This window comes from Leifsonia sp. GW821-FHT13C09 (assembly GCF_058806435.1).
This window is the reverse complement of the sequence record NZ_JBXAPS010000001.1, coordinates 718,195-736,271: the sequence shown is the minus strand read 5'-3', so window position 1 is coordinate 736,271 and position 18,077 is coordinate 718,195. Positions and strand designations below refer to the sequence as shown.

Below are 18,077 nucleotides of genomic sequence, written 5' to 3'. Positions count from 1 at the left end.
CCGAGCCTAGGGGAGGAGTCTATGGATACCCTATGCACCATTATGAGCCGCCTGTAACGCGCTGGGCCGCCTCCCGCGGCGTCCGGTCCAAGCCGGTGCGCAACTCGTGCGTGAGGGAGCTCACCACCGCCTGCAGGCTGCCGCCGTTGGCCTCCGCGACGGCGAGCTGGCGCTGGTAGCTCGCGCCCGTACCGAGCACGTCGGCGACCGTGGCCAGCTCGGCGGAGCAGCCCAGCCGCTCCGCCGTGTCGGCGAGCTCGTCCACGAGCTGGAGGAGCTCGTCGCGCACCAGGCGCTCCGAGCCGTCCGGCGCGACGATGATCTCGGCGTCCAGCCCGTACCGTGCGGCGCGCCACTTGTTCTCGCGCACGAACCAGGGCTGGAGGGTGACCGGCTCGACACCCTCGTCCAGGTCGCCGGACATCCGGTCGGTCAGGCAGTGGATGAGCGCGCCGACCGCGCCCACCTCGTCCGCGGTCGAGAGCCCGTCGCACGCCCGCATCTCGACGGTGCCCCAGCGCGGCGACGGCCGGATGTCCCAGCGCACCTCGCTGTGGTCCTCAACGACGCCCGTTGTCACCAGGTCCTGCACGTACTCCTCGTAGTTCGCCCAGGTGCCGAACTGCCAGGGCAGCCCCGCGGTCGGAAGCTGCTGGAACATCAGCGCCCGGTTCGAGGCGTAGCCGGTGCGGGCCCCGGCCCAGAACGGGCTCGACGCGCTCAGCGCCTGGAGGTGCGGGTAGTAGGTGAGCAGCCCGTTGACGATCGGCAGCGCCTTGTCGCGATCGTCGATGCCGACGTGCACGTGGATGCCCCAGATCATCATCTGCCTGCCCCACCACTGCGTGCGGTCCAGCAGCCGGTCGTAGCGCTCGTTGGGCGTGATCTTCTGGTCGTACCATTGCGCGAACGGGTGCGTGCCCGCGCACATCAGCTCGACGCCGAGCGGGTCGGTGACCTCGCGGGTCAGCGCGATCAGCTCCTGGAGGTCGGTGATCGCGGCCGGCACCGTGTGGTGCACGCGACTGACCAGCTCGATGGTGTTGAGGAGCAGCTCGTGCGTGATCTGCGGGTGCTCCTCGCCGTCCGGCGTGCCGAGCTCGCGCAGCACCTCGTCGGCGATCTGCACCAGGTCGCCGGTCGCGCCGTCGACCAGCGCGAGTTCCCACTCGATCCCGACGGTCGAGCGCTCGGACTCTGCGAATTGGATCTGCATCCTGGGGACCCCGTCCGTCCGATTGTTCATTGCGAGCGCTTTTCTGACAGAATATCTAGTTGAGTTCGACGTGCCCGACCCTCTATCCGGCACGGCGGACGAACAATAGACCTCCTGCCGCGTGTGCCCCCACGCCCACGGCAGTCAGTTCGACAACGAATCCACCGGAACCTCAGCGGGTTCCGGACGTCAACACAGGAGAATTGTGGCTGTCAAAATCCGTCTGAAGCGCCTGGGCAAGATCCGCGCTCCGTACTACCGCATCGTCGTCGCCGACTCGCGCACCAAGCGCGACGGCCGCGTGATCGAGGAGATCGGTCTGTACCACCCGACCGAGGAGCCCTCGCGCATCGAGGTCGACTCCGAGCGCGCGCAGTACTGGCTCGGCGTCGGCGCTCAGCCGTCCGAGCAGGTCCTCGTGCTGCTCAAGCTCACGGGCGACTGGGGCAAGTTCAAGGGCGACAAGAACGCCGCTTCGACCGTCAAGACGGCCGAGGCCAAGGAGACCTTCGTCGCCGACGAGAAGAAGAAGCCGGTCCTGAAGCCGAAGAAGGACGAGACCCCCGCGAAGGCGGAGGCCGTCGTCGAGGCCGAGGTCGAGGCCGAGGAGGCCGCTGAGGCCGAGGTCGTCGCCGAGGCCGAGGAGATCACCGAAGCCGCTGACGGCGAGAACGCGTAACACCGTGCTCGCTCCCGCTCTCACGCACCTGGTCAAGGGCATCGTCGACCACCCGGACGACGTGCACGTCGTGGCCAAAGGTTCGCCGCGTGGCGAGGTCCTCGAGGTTCGAGTGAACCCCGAGGACCTCGGGCGGGTCATCGGCCGTTCCGGCCGGACCGCCAAGGCCCTCCGCACGGTCGTGGGCGCGCTGGCCGACGGCCGCCGCGTCCGCGTCGACGTCGTCGACGACTGAGGTGGCGGACCACAAGCTGCCCCGCAAGGAGGTCGCACCGCGACCGGGTCAGACCGAGCTGCGCGTCGGCCGGCTGACCAAGGCGCACGGTCTGAAGGGCGCTCTGAAGCTCGAACTGTTCACGGACGAGCCGGAGCGCCGTTTCGTGCCGGGCGCCGTGTTCACTCTGCAGGTGCCCACGGCCTCCAAGTGGCACGGCAAGACCATCGAGCTCACCGAGCTGCGCTGGTACAACGGTCACCCGGTCGGCTTCTTCGCCGGCGTGGACGACCGCACCGAGGCGGAGACGCTGGTGAAGGCCATCCTCTGGGTGAGCCAGGACGCCAAGCAGCTCCCCGAGGAGGAGGACGCCTGGTACGACCACCAGCTCGTCGGGCTGAGCGCGCGTCGCGACGGCGTGGAGGTCGGCACGGTCGCCCGGGTCGACCACCTTCCGGCGCAGGACCTGCTGGTCGTGCGGACGGCCGACGGCGAAGTGCTCGTGCCGTTCGTGAAGGCGATCGTGCCCGAGGTCGACATCGCGGCGGGCACCGTGACGCTGACGCCACCGGCCGGCCTCTTCGAGGAGCTGCCGGACGACGAGCCCGAGGCTCCCGTCGAATCCGTGGGTGCCGAGCCGGAAGGCCCTGAGTCGGAGAGCCACGAGCCGGAGAGCCCGGAGTCGGAGACCCCGGAGTCGGAGAATCCCGAGGACTGATCGTGGCCCGCTACGTGATCGACGCCTCCGCCGCCATCGAGTTGGCGGAGGCCGGTTACGTCCCGGCGACCGGCGACTCCCTGCTGGCGCCCACCCTGCTGCGTTCGGAGGTGCTCGCGCTGCTGCGCCGCTCCGTCGCCGCAGGTGAACGGGACGAGCGCGCGGCGCGGACTCTGATCGCCGCGGTCGACCGCCTCCCGGTCCGACTGCTGGGCGACCGCGTCCTGCGCAAGACCGCCTGGCGCCTCGCCGCCGAACTCGAGCTCGCCGACACGTTCGCAGCCGAGTACCTCGCTCTCACCGTGCTGCACGGCGACGCGCTCGTCACCGACGTGCCGGAGCTCTACGCGGGCGCCAGTGTCCCGCTGCGGAGCGGCGCGGACCTGCTGCGCTCCTGACGCTGTCACCCGTAGCGTCGTGGATGCCGCTGCGCGAACCGGCGGCGTCCGCATCCACTACGAGGCCGCTAGGACGCAGCCGGCCCCACGATCGCGAGCCCGCGAGCCCTTAGCAGTCGTGTGTCGGCGTCCAGCGCCGCGAGCAGTCGTTCGTGCGTGCCGACGATGTGCCGGTGGATGCTGTCGGCTGCCGCGTCGGCATCCCGCGCCGCGAGCTGGTCGACGATCGTGCGGTGCTCCTCCCACGCCGTCCGTCGTGCGTCGGCGACCCGCACCTCCAGCCAGCGGGTGCGGGCCAGCCGGGTCATCGCGGAGGACACCGAGTCGGCGAAGAAGTGGTTGCCGCTGAGCGCGGCGAGCCGCACGTGGAAGCCCGCGCCGGCGCCCACGGCGTCTTCGTCACGGCGGTCCGGGTCGTAGGCGCCCAGGTCGTCGCGCAGCGCGCGCAGCTCGTCGTCCGTGGCGCGGACGGCGCTCAGCCGCACGGCGGCGGTCTCCAGGGCGTCGCGCAGCTCGCTGAGTCGGGCGATCTCGCCGAGGTCGATGGGGGAGACCTCCCACCCGCGGCCCTCGCGCCGGACCAGCCCCTCCGCCTCCAGGCGCATGAGGGCGGCGCGCAGCGGAGTACGCGAGGCGCCGAGCTCGGCTTCGAGCCCGCGCTCGGTGATGCGCGAGCCGGGCACGCGCTCCAGGTCGAGGATCGCGGAGCGCAGACGCTCGTACACGTGGGGCTGCTCGGGCATGGGGCTCCTCCGTTGGTATACCAAGCCGGTATACCGCTAGGGTATACCGCATGAGCCGCGAAATACGAGAACGAACCGGGCAGGCGACCAGGACCCCTCGGCCGTGGCTCATGCTCGCCCTCGGCGTCATCGGGCAGGCCAGCTCGACGGTGTTCGTCTCGACACCGGCCTTCCTCATCCCGCTGCTGCACACCGAGCGCGGGCTGAGCCTGGCGCAGGCCGGGCTGCTCGCCTCCACGCCCACCCTCGGGCTGGTGCTCGCCCTGATCGCCTGGGGCGCGCTGAGCGACCGGATCGGCGAGCGCTGGGTCATCGCGTCCGGGCTGGCCGTGACAACGGCAGCCGCCGTCGCCGCGATGTTCGTCTCGTCGTACGTCGCGCTCGGCGCCCTGTTCCTCGTCGGCGGGATGGCCGCTGCGAGCCCGAACGCCGCCAGTGGCCGCGTGGTCATCGGCTGGTTCGCGAAGGAGCGGCGCGGACTCGCGATGGGCATCCGGCAGATGTGCCAGCCGCTGGGTGTGGCGATCGCGGCCATCAGCGTCCCGCTGCTGGCGGCATCCGGCGGCATCGGCGCCGCGCTGGCGGTGCCCGCTGTGCTGTGCGGCGTCTCTGCCGTGCTCTGTGCGGTCGGCATCGTCGATCCGCCCCGGCCGCCCCGACGCGCCGCCGCGGGGGCGGACACGCATCCGCAGGCCGCGTGGCGCCCCTACCGGGAGACCTCCCTGTTGTGGCGCATCCACGTCGTGTCGATGCTGCTGGTCGTCCCGCAGTTCACCGTGTCCACGTTCGGGCTGGTCTGGCTGGTCACTGAGCTGCACTTCACGTCGCTCGCCGCGGGTGTCGTGATCGCAGTGAGCCAGTTCGCGGGAGCGCTCGGCCGCATCGGCGTCGGAGTGCTGAGCGACCGCGTCGGCAGCCACCTGGTGCCGCTGCGCTGGGTGTCGCTCGCGGCGGTCGCCGTCATGCTGCTGATGGGCGCGGCCTCCGCGCTCGGCTCGGTCGCCGCGGCCGTGATCCTGATCGTCGCGGCCATCGTGACCGTCGCCGACAACGGCCTCGCCTACACGTCCGTCGCCGAGATCGCCGGGCCGTTCTGGTCGGGCCGCGCGCTCGGCGCGCAGAACACCGGCCAGTTCCTGGCGGCGTCGGTCGTCGGCCCCGCCGTCGGCGCGCTGATCGGCTGGATCGGCTTTCCGCTCGCGTTCGCCGCGGTCGCGATCTGCCCGGCGGTGGCGACTCCGCTGGTTCCGCGCGACCGGGAGCTCGCCGTCGTCCCCGAATAGAATTCCCCCATGCGCATCGACATCGTCACGATCTTCCCGACCTTCTTCGATGTGCTCGACATCTCGCTGCTCGGCAAGGCGCGGCAGGCGGGCATCATCCAGCTCGGCGTCCACGACCTGCGCGACCACACCCACGACCGGCACCGCACCGTCGACGACACCCCGTACGGCGGCGGCGCCGGCATGGTGATGAAGCCGGAGCCGTGGGGGGAGGCGCTGGACCGGGTGCTGGCGGACTCCGACGATCCCGTCCTGCTGTTCCCGTCTCCGGCGGGCGAGGTGTTCACCCAGGCGATGGCGCGCGAGCTCGCAACCGAATCTCACCTGGTGTTCGGCTGCGGCCGCTACGAGGGCATCGACCAGCGCGTCTTCGACGAGTACGCCGCCCGGGCGCGGGTGCGGCTGGTGAGCATCGGCGACTACGTGCTCAACGGCGGCGAGGTCGCCACCATGGCGATGATCGAGGCGATCGGCCGGCTCATCCCCGGTGTCGTCGGAAACCCGGAGAGCCTGGTGCAGGAGTCGCACGAGGACGGCCTCCTGGAGTACCCGTCGTACACCAAGCCCGCCGAATGGCGCGGCCACGCCGTCCCGCCCGTCCTGCTTTCCGGCAACCACGGCGCGATCGACGCCTGGCGCCGCGAGCAGTCCCTCGCCCGCACCGCCCGCGTCCGCCCTGACCTCCTCCCGTAGCCCCCTCCATCGATTCCGGAGTTGTGCACGCGACACGCCGTGCTGGTGCGTGCAGAACTCCGGAACGGATGGTTAGGGGGCGGTGAGGATGAGGGGGCCGTCCTCGGTGATGGCGACGGTGTGCTCGGAGTGGGCGCCGCGCGAGCCGTCGGCGGAGCGGAGGGTCCAGCCGTCGGGGTCGGTGAAGATCTTGTCGGTCGTCTCCAGGAACCACGGCTCGATCGCGATGACCAGGCCGGGACGCAGCGGGAAGCCGCGCCCGGCGCGGCCATCGTTCGGGATGTGCGGGTCGCCGTGCATCGTGCGGCCGACGCCGTGGCCGCCGAACTGCGTGTTCACGGAGTAGCCCTCGGCGTGAGCGACCGCCGCGATCGCCGCCGAGATGTCGCCCACCCGGCCGCCGGGCTGTGCTGCGGCGATCCCGGCGGTCAGCGCGCGCCGGGTCGTGTCGATGAGCCGGAGGTCCTCGTCGCGCGCCGAGCCGACCACGAGGCTGACTGCGGAGTCGGCCACCCAGCCGTCGACGCTCGCCGCGAAGTCCAGGCTGAGCAGGTCGCCGTCCCGCAGCCGGTAGTCGTGGGGGAGGCCGTGCAGGACGGCGTCGTTGACGGAGGTGCAGATCACCTTGCCGAACGGGCTCGCGCCGAACGACGGGTGGTAGTCGATGTAGCAGGACTCCGCGCCGCGGCGGCGGATCAGGTCGTGCGCGATCCGGTCCAGCTCCAGGAGGTTGACGCCCACCTTCGCCGCGGCGGCGGTCTCGGCCAGGACCTCGGCGACGAACCGGCCGGCCGGCCGCATCTGCTCGATCTCGGCGGGGGTCCTCAGCTCGATCACGGGGGTGTCCTCTTTCTGTGGTGGCGTGAGTCCAGTCTTCCATGCGGCGCGGCGCCGAGTCCGCCGTGGGCGAACCCCTAGCCAGCGCACAGCCGCGCGAGGTTACGCTGGTGGCGTGTTCATCCGCAAGGCGTTCTACTGGTGGCTCTTCCCGTCCGCCGTGGTGCTGCCCGTCTGGCTGCTGATCGGCTGGGCCGCGTTCCACCAGGGCAGCGGCTGGACGTTCCTCGGGCTGCTCGTGCTGTGCCCGATCCTGTTCGTCGCGCTGCTCGCGATCGGCGGCATCGTGATGGCCCGCAAGTCCGTCAGGGAGGCCCGCGCGGTCTCCTGGTACGACACCGGTCTGCTCGCGGGCTGGAGCGCCTCCATCATCGCCTTCGGGTTCTTCCCACCCGGCGCGACGGGCTGGCTCGCCGTGCTCGGCGTGCTGTTCTTCCTCGCGCTGTTCTGGGTGGGGCTCTGGGAGCTCGTGACCGAGACGCGCGAGCGGGTGGCGGTGACCTTCGCCGCGTACCAGCAGGTCGCCCAGCCGCAGCAAGTGCCGCGGCCGCCTGTCGTCGTGGTGGACGACGCGGACGTGATCATCATCGAAGAGCACCGCGAGGACTGAGCCTCCCGCCGTCCCGCGTCGAGGCGCTTTGGCAATAGGGCCTCGCGCGTGGCAGAATGGTTGTTCGTGCCGCCGCCCGGCTCTGCCGCAGGGGAGCCAGCAAATCGAGCGAGCACACCCAATCGAATCCCGGTCGTCCGCCCGCGCGCTGACTGCGCGTCCAGCGGCGGCCCCGAATCCGTCCCCGACCTGCCGGCGGGTACAGAGAGCGAACAGCAATGCACATCCTCGATCAGGTGGACGCCGCGTCCCTCAAGTCGGACATCCCCGCGTTCCGTGCCGGCGACACCGTCAAGGTGCACGTCAACATCATCGAGGGCAGCCGCTCTCGTATCCAGGTCTTCCAGGGCGTCGTGATCGGCCGCTCGGGCGAAGGCGTCCGCGAGACCTTCACGGTCCGCAAGGTCAGCTTCCAGGTCGGCGTCGAGCGCACCTTCCCGGTTCACTCGCCGGTCATCGACCACATCGAGGTCGTCACCCGCGGTGACGTCCGTCGCGCCAAGCTGTACTACCTCCGCGAGCTGCGCGGCAAGAAGGCGAAGATCAAGGAGAAGCGCGAGAACTGAGCGTTTCGCGCGCGTCTCATCCTGAGCTCCCGGTCCTACACTGGACCGGGAGCTCAGGCGGTTAACGAGCCAGGCAGGGTTGATGACGGACGAGACACTGCCCACGCGGCCCGAACGCGTGGCGCGGCGGGAGCGCGGCAGGCGCGGCGGCCTGGTGTTCCTGCGGGATGTGCTGGTCGTGGTGGTGGTCGCCCTGCTGGTGGCCTTCCTCGTGAAGACCTTCGTCGTGCGCTCGTTCTACATCCCGTCCGGGTCGATGGAGAACACCCTCCAGATCAACGACAAGATCCTGGTCAACGAGCTCCAGCCGTCGCTCTTCCCGCTCAGCCGCGGTGATGTCGTGGTGTTCCGCGATCCAGGAGGCTGGCTCCCGAAGACGCCGCCGGCCGCCCGCAACCCGCTGGCCCAGGCGGCGGACACCGCGCTGACGTTCGTGGGGCTCTCCGCCTCCGACAGCGACGACCATCTCGTGAAGCGGCTCATCGGACTGCCGGGCGACCACGTGGTCTGCTGCGACACGGCGGGCTGGATCACCGTCAACGGCGTCGCGATCCACGAGCCGTACATCGAGATCCCCGCCGGCGAGAAGAACGCGGCGACGCTCGCCTTCAACGTGACGGTCCCGAAGGGCCGCATCTGGGTGATGGGTGACAACCGGTACGACTCGCAGGACTCCTCCCGCAATCAGGCGCTCCCCGGCCGCGGCTTCGTGCCGCTCGACCACGTGGTCGGGAGGGCCGCCGTGGTCAGCTGGCCGGTCAGCAGATGGAGCTGGCTGACGGACTATCCTGAAGTCTTCCGAGGCGTGGAGGAGAAGAAGTAATGATGACCCCGGTCTCGCCGTCGCTGCGCTTCGAGAAGGCGCTCTACCGGGACGGCGTCACCTCGATCGTGGCCGTCGACGAGGTCGGCCGTGGGGCACTGGCGGGCCCGGTGGCGGTCGGCATGGTGGTCATCGACACCGCGGTCAAGCGCATCCCGCCGGGACTGCGCGACTCGAAGCTGCTGCCGGAGCCGGTGCGCGAGGCCCTCGAGCCGGCCTGTCGGCGCTGGTCGCTGTTCCACGCCGTGGGGATGGCCTCGGCCGCAGAGGTGGACTCGCTGGGAATCATCCGCTGCCTCGGCCTCGCCGGCGCCCGCGCTCTCGCGATTCTGGAGGAGCAGGGCGCGCAGGTGCGGGAGAGCACGATGATCCTGGATGGGAACTACGACTATCTGAGCCCCGCGCTGATGCGGCCGGCGCGCGTCGTCACCCGCATCAAGGCCGATCGCGACTGCGCGTCAGTGGCCGCGGCCTCCGTGATCGCGAAGGTCCGTCGGGACCGGCTGATGATCGGTCACGACGTCGACTATCCCGGCTACGGCTGGGTGAGCAACAAGGGCTACTCCACCCCGGAGCACTTCGCCGCGATCGCCGAACTGGGCCCGAGCGCGCTGCACCGGCTGACCTGGCTGAAGGACCTCGCGACGCTGGACATGCCGAGCTGAGGCGGCACGGCTAGACTTGTCGAACGATGGATGAGGACGAGTTCGACGACTACGACCGCGAGGTCGAGCTGGCTTTGTATCGCGAATACCGGGACGTCGTCTCGCAGTTCAAGTACGTGATCGAGACGGAGCGCCGCTTCTACCTCGCGAACGAGGTGGAGTTCGTGCGCCGCGACACCGAGCACGACTTCTATTTCGAGCTGACGATGAACGACGTGTGGGTGTGGGACGTCTACCGCGCCGACCGCTTCGTGAAGTCGGTGCGGGTGCTGACGTTCAAGGATGTGAACATCGAGGAGCTCTCGAGCAAGGAGTTCGAGCTCCCGAAGGAGCTGGCGCTCGACGAGTGAGTTCGTCGAGTTCGTCCGTTCCGAGGTCGTCCTGCACAGCCTGAATCGCTGACGACTTCTCCACAGATTTCGCGCTGCCCGGTTCTGTCCGTTCCTCTCCGACCACGCTGGTCGTGGGAGGACACATGGCAGAGAAAGACCGTTTGGGTCGTCGCGGCGAGGCTGTGGCGGCGGATTGGCTGGAGGCGCGGGGCTACGCGATCGTGGCCCGCAACTGGCGCTGCGCGAGCGGAGAGCTCGATCTGGTGGCTCGCCGCGGGCGCGTGACCGCGTTCGTGGAGGTGAAGACCCGGAGTTCGGTCGTGTTCGGGCATCCGTTCGAGGCGATCACCGGGGAGAAGGCCGCCCGCCTGCGCCGCCTGGCGGCGGAGTGGTGCCGGGCGAACGGGCCGGTCCGCGGCGAGACGCGGATCGACGCGATCGCGGTGCTCGACGCGTGGAGCGCGGCGCCGTCGGTGGAGCACCGCGCGGGGGTGGCGTGATGGCGCTGGCACGCACGTTCGCCGTAGCGCTGACCGGGATGCGCGGCGACATCGTGGAGGTGGAGGCCGACATCTCGGCCGGGCTGCCGGCGTTCGTGCTGATCGGTCTACCCGACGCCGCGCTCGGCGAGTCGCGCAAGCGGGTCTCCGCCGCGGCGGCCAACGCCGGCTGCGCTCTCACCCAGCGCAAGCTGACGGTCAACCTGTCGCCGGCCTCGCTGCGCAAGCAGGGGTCCGGCTTCGACCTCGCGATAGCTGTGGCCGCGCTGGCGGCCTCCGGGGAGGTCCCCGCCGAGTCGGCCTCCCGCGCCGTGCACGTCGGCGAGCTCGGCCTGGACGGCCGGCTGCGGCCGGTCCCCGGTGTGCTTCCCGTCGTGCTCGCCGCGCGGAACGCCGGATTCGCCCGGGTCCTGGTGCCGACGGCGAACGCCGAGGAGGCCGGCCTGGTCGACGGCGTCGAGGTGGTGCCGGTGGTCGGCCTGCGCGCTGCGGCGATCGCCCACGGCGCCGAGCTGGACCCGGTCGAGGAGGCCCCGGTCGCCCTGGCCGACGACGCCGGCCCGGTCGATGACGAGCCCGACATGGCCGACGTGGCCGGCAACGACGACGCGGTCGACGCGTTCGTCGTCGCCGCCGCGGGAGGTCACAACGTCTCGATGATCGGGCCGCCCGGAGCGGGCAAGACCATGCTGGCGCGCCGGCTGCCGTCTTTGCTGCCCGACCTCACCCCGGAGCAGGCTCTCGAGACGACCTCGATCCGCTCCCTGTCGGGGCGCGCCGTGGGCGGCGGGCTGATCCTGCGGCCACCGTTCGAGGCCCCGCACCACACCGCGTCGTCCGCCGCGCTCGTCGGTGGCGGCAGTGGACGGCTGGTGCCGGGCGCGATCGCCCGGGCGTCGAACGGCGTGCTGTTCCTCGACGAGGCGGCCGAGTTCCAGCCGAAGGTCCTGGACGCCCTCCGCCAGCCGCTGGAGTCCGGCACGATCGCCGTCGACCGGGCGGCCGGAAGCGCCTCGTTCCCCGCGCGCGTCCAGCTGGTGCTTGCCTCCAACCCGTGCCCGTGCGGCCGCTACGGCTCGACCGAGGAGGAGTGCTCCTGCACTCCGGCCGCCCGCCGCCGCTACCTCACGCGCCTGTCGGGCCCGCTCCTGGACCGCGTCGACATCCGCCTCACCGTGCGGCGCCTGGGCCTCGGCGCCCTGCGAACCGCCTCCGACGGCACGGCGCCGACGCGCGCCAGCAGAGAACTCCGCCGCCAAGTCGAACACGCCCGCGCCACGGCCCGCGACCGCCTGCGCGGCACTGGCTGGACGACCAACTCCCAGGCCGCGGGAACCTGGCTCCGTGCCCCGGAACGCCGCATCGCCGCGTCCGCCCGCGCCAGCATCGACCGCTCCCTGGAACGCGGCGCCCTCACCATGCGCGGCTACGACCGCACCCTCCGCCTCGCCTGGACCCTGGCCGACCTCGAGGGCGCCGGAAGCCCGACCGCCGACCAGGTGGCGCGGGCCCTCTACCTGAGGCGGGGTGCGGCCGCATGAACAGGAGCTGGGTCGAACTGATCCGTCAGGAACGCGACCACCCCGAGCGCGAGCGGGAGCGGTGGTGCGGCAGGTGCGCGGTGTGGAGGGCGGTATGCGGGGCTGACGCGGAGGGAGAGGGACGCGTGGGGGAGATGGGTGCGGAGGAGGACCAGCGCACGCGGATATCCATGCCTACTTCGTCCACGCCTGCGTCGGCGTTCACGGCGACGCCTGCGCCCATGTCGACGCCTGCGTCGGCGTTCCCGCCCGGATCGACGCCTGTGTCGACGCCCGGGTCGACGCCCACGTCCCCGCCGACCGCCCGCGGGAGCGCCCGATGAGCGCCGCCACCTTCCCTGGCCTGACCTCCCGGGAGGTCGCATCCCTCGTGCGCGAGGTGTCGACGGGCATGCTCTATCCGGACGAGTCGTCCATGATCGCGGCCGTGGCGCGCGCGGCGCTGGCGTCCGCGGTCGAGCCGGGCGACACGGACGCTGCGCTGCTGGTCGGCTCGATCGGTGCCCTGCAGACTCTCCGTGCCGTGATCGGCGACACCGAGCCGCAGTCCCTCCAAGCCGCGCTGCGCGAGCTGGGCGTGGAGCCGCCTCCGATCGACCGTCTGCGGAACGCCCTCGACCGGTGGCGCGGTCGTCTGCCGCGTGCACCGCTCCACGCCCCGCTCGAACGCGCCGCGCGCCTCGGCGCACGGCTCGTGACCCCGGAGAACCCAGCGTGGCCCACCGCCGTCGACAGCCTGGAACTCGGCGCGCCCCTCGCCCTCTGGGTGCGCGGCGACCCGGCGCGACTCGGCCGGCTCTCGCACTCCATCGCGCTGGTCGGTGCACGCGCCGCCAGCGCATACGGCGAGCATGTCGCGCTGGAGAGCGCAGCCGGCCTCAGCGACCGCGGCTTCGCGATCGTCTCAGGCGGCGCGTACGGCATCGACGCGGCCGCCCACCGAGCCGCGCTGTCCAGCGATCAGGTCACCGTCGCATTCCTGGCCGGCGGCGTGGACCGCCTCTACCCGGCCGGCAACGACGACCTCCTGCAGCGGGTCGCCCGCTCCGGCCTCCTGATGGCCGAACTCCCTCCGGGCTCGACCCCGACGCGCTGGCGTTTCCTGATGCGCAACCGGCTGATCGCCGCCGCCAGCAGCGCGACCGTCGTCGTGGAGGCCGGCGCCCGCTCCGGCTCCCTGAACACGGCCGGCCATGCCGCCCAACTGGGCAGGCCTCTCGGAGCCGTGCCGGGTCCGATCACCTCGCCCGCGTCGGCCGGCTGCCACCGCCTCATCCGCGAATACGGAGCGACCTGCGTCACCACCCCGGACGAGATGGCGGAACTGGCCGAACCGATGGGCGCACGCCTCGGGCCCGAGGGAGACGGGTGAGACACGGGACGGTCGCACGGAGGGAGGGGATGAGGCCGGGGAGGTGCCGATCGAGGTGCGGATCGAGGTGCGGATCGCGTGCGACGCCGGCGGCTTGGGCGGTATCGACTGACGTCCGACCGCCGAACATGCGCGACCCGACTCACCCGGAATCGGTCGCCGCCGGTGCGTCCGCGCCCGGAGCGGGTCGCCGATGGCGGATGCTGGGGGAGTGAACCTCCGGCTCGCCGTCGACGGCTACCTGCGCCATCTGGAGGTGGAGCGCGGGTACTCGGCGCAGACGGTGCGGGCCTACCGGTCCGACCTTGCCCAGTTCGAGCGGTTCGCGGAGGCGCGCGGGGTGACCAAGACAGAGGCGCTCACACTCGACCTGTTCCGGGACTGGCTCTGGGAGGGTGCGCAGCAGCAGCTCGCCAAGGCCACGCTCGCACGACGATCGGCCGCAGTGCGCGGATTCAGCGGATGGAACGCCCGCAACGCGAGGAGCGCTGTGATCGAGCCGGTCACCGCAACTGCGTCGGCAGCCCGGTCCGGCGCCTCGGCTCCCTCCGCCGACCCCGCCGCCCGGCTGCGGGCGCCGAAGGCCGACAAACATCTCCCTCGCGTGATCACGCGGGCGCAGATCGACGGGCTGCTCGCTGCGCTCGCCGCGCGGGCCGAAGGCGGGGACCCCGGTGCGATCCGGGACGTCGCGGTCATCGAATTGCTGTACGCGGCCGGGATCCGCGTCAGCGAGCTCACCGGGCTCGATGTCGACGATGTCGATGTCGAACGGCTGACGCTCCGCGTGGTCGGCAAGGGGAACAAGGAGCGCGTCGTGCCGTTCGGTGTCCCCGCGTTGCGCGCGATCCGGCGGTACCTTCAGGTGGCACGCCCGGCGCTCGCCGCGGAAGGATCGGGTCCGGCCCTACTGCTCGGCTCGCGCGGCGGGCGGCTCGGCACCCGGGCGGTCTACCAGCTGGTGGCGTCGCTTCTGGCCGACCTCCCCGGCGGTGGACCCGCGGGTCCGCACACGCTCCGGCACACCGCCGCGACCCACCTGCTCGACGGCGGAGCGGACCTGCGGGCGGTCCAGGAGATCCTCGGACACGCCAGCCTCGGCACCACCCAGATCTACACGCACGTCTCCAGCGAACGACTCAAGGAGGCCTACCGCATCGCCCACCCCCGCGCCTGACCTGACCATCGCGGCGACCCACAGGAGCCAGGGTGATGGCGTCGCGGGTGGAAGGCGGGACGACGGGCGAAGACGCCCGCACGTGCCCGCCCGCGCGTAACGGAAGCAGCACGGACCGCGGGAGCCGGTCGAAGAACAGCAGCGGGGACACGTACTCGCCGTCGACCCTGACCCCGACGTGCAGACACGCCCCGGAGCAGTGCGCTCCCTCGCCGACGACACCGAGCACCGTCCCGCGCGTCACCCGGTCGCCGGCGGCGAGGCCCGCCGCCTCGAGGGGCTCGTAGGACGAGAGCACACCCGAACCGTGGTCGAGGGTGAGTACCGGCCGGTCCACGACCACCCCGACGAAGTGGACCGTCGCGTCGGCGGGCGCCGCGATGGTCGCACCGGGCCGCGCCGCGAGGTCGACCCCGCGATGCCCGGCGGCGTAGGGCGACGGCGGGGCCGCGGGCGCCTCGACCACTCGGACCGGCGCGAGCGGCCACGACCACCGCGGCGAGACGCCCGCACGGTCGAGCGGACCGTCCGGCGAGCTGCGGGCGTCGGGGGTGGTCGAGACGAACCGGCGCGAATCGCCGCCCTCCGCTCCCGCCATCACCGCCATCACCGACGTCGCCGTCGCCGTCGCCGTTCCCGGTCGCCCGTCCGCCGCCGCAGCACCCGCCCCGAAGCCGACCACAACAACGAGCGCCGCCACCACCCACGACCCGAGCCACCCCATCGGCAACCACCTCGCCCCATCCGCTCGCATGGGCACCCCACGAACCGCTTCCCGCAGCCCGGCATTCCTTCTCCGCATTCCGACCACCCCTGCGCCCAGCCTTCGGCATCGCCCACCCGCGGACCCCCACATCGCCACGATCCGTGCACAAATCACTCGCGCACGCTGCCTGTGCAGGACTCTTATGAACGCGGACGAGTCGGCGTACCGTGACCAGCGCACGTTCCGCCGGTCCTCCAGAGCGAGGACGGCGACCCGATGGAGGAGGGGTCTCATGTCCGATCAGCGCAGCACCGGAACCGAGCGGGAGGACGAGAACGTTCCCCGGCCGACCGCGGCCATGCGGCGGAAAGTCGTCGGGCTCGCCACCGCCGCGGCGGTCGGCGGATTCCTGTTCGGGTTCGACTCCTCGGTCATCAACGGAGCCGTCGACTCGATCCAGCACCACTTCGCGCTCAACGCGTTCGTCACCGGGTTCATCGTCGCCATCGCCCTGCTCGGCTGCGCCGTGGGCGCCTACCTCGCAGGCCGGCTCGCCGACCGGTGGGGCCGCATCCGGGTGATGCTCATCGGCGCCGTCCTGTTCCTCGCCAGCTCCATCGGCGCCGGGCTCTCGTTCTCCGTGTGGGATCTCGGGTTCTGGCGCATCATCGGCGGTCTCGGCATCGGCATCGCGTCCGTCGTCGCGCCGGCGTACATCGCGGAGATCGCGCCCAAGCAGCGCCGCGGCGGCCTCGCCTCGCTGCAGCAGCTCGCCATCACGATCGGTATCTTCGTGGCGCTGCTGTCAGACGCCCTCCTCGCGGGGGCGGCCGGCGCCGCGGCCAGCCAGCTCTGGCTCGGCCTGGAGGCCTGGCGGTGGATGTTCCTCGTCGGCGTCATCCCGTCGGTCGTCTACGGCATCCTGGCGCTGATCCTGCCGGAGTCGCCGCGCTTCCTGCTCTCCACCGGGCGCCACGACGAGGCGCGGGCGATCTTCTCGACCCTCGTGCCGGAAGAGGACGTCGACCGGCAGGTCCGGGACATCGAGCAGGCGATCGAAGAGGACAAGGAGGGCGCCAAGGGCACGCTGCGCGGCAACCGATTCGGCCTGAAGCCGATCGTCTGGATCGGCATCATCCTGTCCGTCTTCCAGCAGTTCGTCGGCATCAACGTGATCTTCTACTATTCGACGACGCTCTGGAAAGCGGTCGGCTTCACCGAGAGCAACTCGCTGCTGATCACCGTCATCACCTCGGTCACCAACGTGCTGGTCACGATCGTGGCCATCCTTCTGGTCGACCGGGTCGGCCGGCGGCCGATCCTGCTCACCGGCTCCGTGGGCATGGCGATCTCGCTGGCGGTGATGGCGCTGTCGTTCAGCTTCGCGCACAAGGCGGCGGGCGCCGTCACGCTGCCCAACCCGTGGGGGCCGATCGCGCTCATCGCTGCGAACGTCTTCGTGATCTGCTTCGGCGCGTCCTGGGGCCCGCTGGTCTGGGTGCTGCTGGGCGAGATCTTCCCGCCGCGCATCCGCGGTGCGGCGCTCGGCGTCGCGGCCTCGGCGCAGTGGATCGCGAACTTCCTCGTCACGGTCTCCTTCCCGCCGATGTCGGACTTCTCCCTGCCCTTCACCTACGGGATGTACGCGGTCTTCGCCGCACTGTCCTTCTTCTTCGTCTTCTTCAAGGTGCCGGAGACGAACGGGATGGCGCTGGAGCACGCCGAGACGCTGTTCGCCAACGCGGGGCGCAGCCGCGGCCCGCAGGTGCGCTCGTCAGGGGACACGGTCACGCGGCGCTGAGCCCTGCCCGACGCGGCCCCGGCCGGGGCCCGGTTCCTGATAGGATGTCCACTGCACTCCGCACGTCGGAGTGACTACGCGTGTCCGGAACACCTTCACCCGAGGGTGTGCGCTTCTCCACCGGTCTCCCGCTCATCCACCACGGTCCTCCGTGCGGAAGCGCGGGTGCGGGGAGGCGCGGGGCACCAGGAGCGGCGGCCGACCGGCTGCCGCTGGACAACCGAGAGTCGTGTCCCCGCCGTGAGGCCGGGCGCGCAAGAACAGGAGAACGGCAAATGGCCGTCGTCACCATGCGCCAGCTGCTCGACAGCGGCGTCCACTTCGGACACCAGACCCGCCGCTGGAACCCGAAGATGAAGCGCTTCATCCTCACCGAGCGTTCGGGCAGCTACATCATCGACCTGCAGCAGTCGCTCGCCTACATCGACAAGACGTACGAGTTCGTGCGCGAGACCGTCGCCCACGGCGGCACCATCCTCTTCGTCGGCACCAAGAAGCAGGCGCAGCAGGCGATCGCCGAGCAGGCGACCCGCGTGGGCCAGCCCTACGTGAACCAGCGCTGGCTGGGCGGTCTGCTGACCAACTTCCAGACCGTGTCCAAGCGCCTCGCGCGCATGAAGGAGCTCGAGGAGCTCGACTTCGAGGGCACCACCAGCGGCTTCACCAAGAAGGAGCTGCTGATCAAGAAGCGCGAGCTGGACAAGCTCCACAAGTCGCTCGGCGGCATCCGCAACCTGGCCAAGACCCCGAGCGCCATCTGGGTCGTGGACACCAAGAAGGAGCACCTCGCGATCGACGAGGCGAAGAAGCTGGGCATCCCGGTCATCGGCATCCTCGACACGAACTGCGACCCGGACGAGGTCCAGTACCCGATCCCGGGCAACGACGACGCCATCCGCTCCGTCACCCTCCTCACCCGCATCGTCGCCGACGCCGCGGCCGAGGGCCTCATCCAGCGTCACCAGAAGCCGGAAGAGGGCGCCGAGCCGGCCGAGCCGCTCGCCGAGTGGGAGCAGGAGCTCCTGGCCCAGTCCAGCGACAGCGCGTCGCAGGACGAGGTCCAGGCGTCTGCCGAGACCGAGAAGGCGGCCGACGCCGACCTCGCCGAGGCCAAGGCGGACTCCGCCGAGGTCGTGGCCGAGGGCGAAGCCGACGCCGAGGCCAAGTAACCACACTCACCAAACTTCGAGTCAGAAGGTTCCA

At 71.2% G+C, this 18,077-nt stretch carries 21 protein-coding genes; 17 read left to right on the top strand and 4 right to left on the bottom strand.

What is annotated here, in order from left to right; all coding sequences use genetic code 11:
• Positions 1–40: 40 nt before the first annotated feature.
• Positions 41–1,216, bottom strand: coding sequence for a glutamate--cysteine ligase (locus AC1ROW_RS03525; RefSeq protein WP_493017467.1), 1,176 nt, complete (start codon positions 1,214–1,216; stop codon positions 41–43).
• A gap of 205 nt (positions 1,217–1,421) precedes the next feature.
• On the opposite strand from AC1ROW_RS03525, the gene rpsP reads away from it, so the two are divergent.
• From rpsP to AC1ROW_RS03505, 4 genes are read left to right on the top strand one after another with little or no spacing between them, the layout of a single operon-like run.
• On the top strand, positions 1,422–1,895 hold the full coding sequence (gene rpsP / locus AC1ROW_RS03520; protein WP_493017466.1) for a 30S ribosomal protein S16: 474 nt from the start codon (positions 1,422–1,424) through the stop codon (positions 1,893–1,895).
• A gap of 4 nt (positions 1,896–1,899) precedes the next feature.
• Positions 1,900–2,130 carry an RNA-binding protein gene (locus AC1ROW_RS03515; protein ID WP_431346278.1) on the top strand — a complete coding sequence of 77 codons (231 nt, stop codon included), beginning with the start codon at positions 1,900–1,902 and terminating at the stop codon, positions 2,128–2,130.
• A 1-nt stretch (position 2,131) separates the two neighbouring features.
• Positions 2,132–2,827: a ribosome maturation factor RimM gene (rimM, locus tag AC1ROW_RS03510; protein WP_493017465.1), complete on the top strand. Its 696-nt coding sequence runs from the start codon at positions 2,132–2,134 to the stop codon at positions 2,825–2,827.
• Positions 2,828–2,829: 2 nt separating this feature from the next.
• Positions 2,830–3,225 carry a type II toxin-antitoxin system VapC family toxin gene (locus tag AC1ROW_RS03505; protein ID WP_493017464.1) on the top strand — a complete coding sequence of 132 codons (396 nt, stop codon included), beginning with the start codon at positions 2,830–2,832 and terminating at the stop codon, positions 3,223–3,225.
• Between the two features lie 68 nt (positions 3,226–3,293).
• Here AC1ROW_RS03505 and AC1ROW_RS03500 read toward each other — a convergent pair whose 3' ends face one another.
• Positions 3,294–3,968 (bottom strand): GntR family transcriptional regulator, encoded by a 675-nt coding sequence (locus AC1ROW_RS03500; RefSeq protein WP_493017463.1) that lies wholly within the window; start codon positions 3,966–3,968, stop codon positions 3,294–3,296.
• Positions 3,969–4,018: 50 nt separating this feature from the next.
• Between AC1ROW_RS03500 and AC1ROW_RS03495 the strand changes: the two genes are divergently transcribed.
• Both AC1ROW_RS03495 and trmD read left to right on the top strand, forming a co-directional pair.
• A complete protein-coding gene (locus tag AC1ROW_RS03495) occupies positions 4,019–5,251 on the top strand; it encodes an MFS transporter (RefSeq protein WP_493017462.1) in 1,233 nt (410 codons plus the stop codon).
• A gap of 9 nt (positions 5,252–5,260) precedes the next feature.
• A complete protein-coding gene (gene trmD, locus AC1ROW_RS03490) occupies positions 5,261–5,944 on the top strand; it encodes a tRNA (guanosine(37)-N1)-methyltransferase TrmD (RefSeq protein WP_493017461.1) in 684 nt (227 codons plus the stop codon).
• Between the two features lie 72 nt (positions 5,945–6,016).
• Here the strand turns inward: trmD and map are convergent, their stop codons facing one another.
• Positions 6,017–6,781: a type I methionyl aminopeptidase gene (gene map, locus AC1ROW_RS03485; RefSeq protein ID WP_493017460.1), complete on the bottom strand. Its 765-nt coding sequence runs from the start codon at positions 6,779–6,781 to the stop codon at positions 6,017–6,019.
• Positions 6,782–6,896: 115 nt separating this feature from the next.
• Between map and AC1ROW_RS03480 the strand changes: the two genes are divergently transcribed.
• The 9 genes from AC1ROW_RS03480 (at position 6,897) to AC1ROW_RS03440 (ending at position 14,367) form a co-directional block, all read left to right on the top strand.
• Positions 6,897–7,391, top strand: coding sequence for a hypothetical protein (locus AC1ROW_RS03480; RefSeq protein WP_493017459.1), 495 nt, complete (start codon positions 6,897–6,899; stop codon positions 7,389–7,391).
• A 218-nt stretch (positions 7,392–7,609) separates the two neighbouring features.
• Entirely contained in the window at positions 7,610–7,957 is a 348-nt protein-coding gene (gene rplS, locus AC1ROW_RS03475) for a 50S ribosomal protein L19 (RefSeq protein WP_179606412.1), read from the top strand.
• Positions 7,958–8,039: 82 nt separating this feature from the next.
• Entirely contained in the window at positions 8,040–8,780 is a 741-nt protein-coding gene (gene lepB, locus AC1ROW_RS03470) for a signal peptidase I (RefSeq protein ID WP_493017458.1), read from the top strand.
• 2 nt (positions 8,781–8,782) lie between these two features.
• Positions 8,783–9,445, top strand: coding sequence for a ribonuclease HII (gene rnhB / locus AC1ROW_RS03465; protein ID WP_493018351.1), 663 nt, complete (start codon positions 8,783–8,785; stop codon positions 9,443–9,445).
• Between the two features lie 26 nt (positions 9,446–9,471).
• The gene (locus AC1ROW_RS03460) at positions 9,472–9,795 is read left to right on the top strand and encodes a DUF2469 family protein (protein ID WP_018190696.1); all 324 of its coding nucleotides are present in this window, start codon (positions 9,472–9,474) and stop codon (positions 9,793–9,795) included.
• Positions 9,796–9,920: 125 nt separating this feature from the next.
• On the top strand, positions 9,921–10,277 hold the full coding sequence (locus AC1ROW_RS03455) for a YraN family protein (protein ID WP_493017457.1): 357 nt from the start codon (positions 9,921–9,923) through the stop codon (positions 10,275–10,277).
• Entirely contained in the window at positions 10,277–11,818 is a 1,542-nt protein-coding gene (locus tag AC1ROW_RS03450; RefSeq protein ID WP_493017456.1) for a YifB family Mg chelatase-like AAA ATPase, read from the top strand. Before AC1ROW_RS03455 ends, AC1ROW_RS03450 begins: the two co-directional genes overlap by 1 nt.
• Before the next feature lie 319 nt (positions 11,819–12,137).
• On the top strand, positions 12,138–13,190 hold the full coding sequence (gene dprA, locus AC1ROW_RS03445) for a DNA-processing protein DprA (protein WP_493017455.1): 1,053 nt from the start codon (positions 12,138–12,140) through the stop codon (positions 13,188–13,190).
• Positions 13,191–13,383: 193 nt separating this feature from the next.
• A complete protein-coding gene (locus AC1ROW_RS03440; protein ID WP_493017454.1) occupies positions 13,384–14,367 on the top strand; it encodes a tyrosine recombinase XerC in 984 nt (327 codons plus the stop codon).
• Here AC1ROW_RS03440 and AC1ROW_RS03435 read toward each other — a convergent pair.
• Positions 14,330–15,091: a M23 family metallopeptidase gene (locus AC1ROW_RS03435; protein ID WP_493017453.1), complete on the bottom strand. Its 762-nt coding sequence runs from the start codon at positions 15,089–15,091 to the stop codon at positions 14,330–14,332. The two genes, AC1ROW_RS03440 and AC1ROW_RS03435, sit on opposite strands and share 38 nt — an antisense overlap.
• 274 nt (positions 15,092–15,365) lie before the next feature.
• On the opposite strand from AC1ROW_RS03435, the gene AC1ROW_RS03430 reads away from it, so the two are divergent.
• Positions 15,366–16,874 carry a sugar porter family MFS transporter gene (locus AC1ROW_RS03430; protein WP_493017452.1) on the top strand — a complete coding sequence of 503 codons (1,509 nt, stop codon included), beginning with the start codon at positions 15,366–15,368 and terminating at the stop codon, positions 16,872–16,874.
• A gap of 275 nt (positions 16,875–17,149) precedes the next feature.
• Positions 17,150–18,043 carry a 30S ribosomal protein S2 gene (rpsB, locus tag AC1ROW_RS03425; protein ID WP_493017451.1) on the top strand — a complete coding sequence of 298 codons (894 nt, stop codon included), beginning with the start codon at positions 17,150–17,152 and terminating at the stop codon, positions 18,041–18,043.
• Positions 18,044–18,077: the final 34 nt, after the last annotated feature.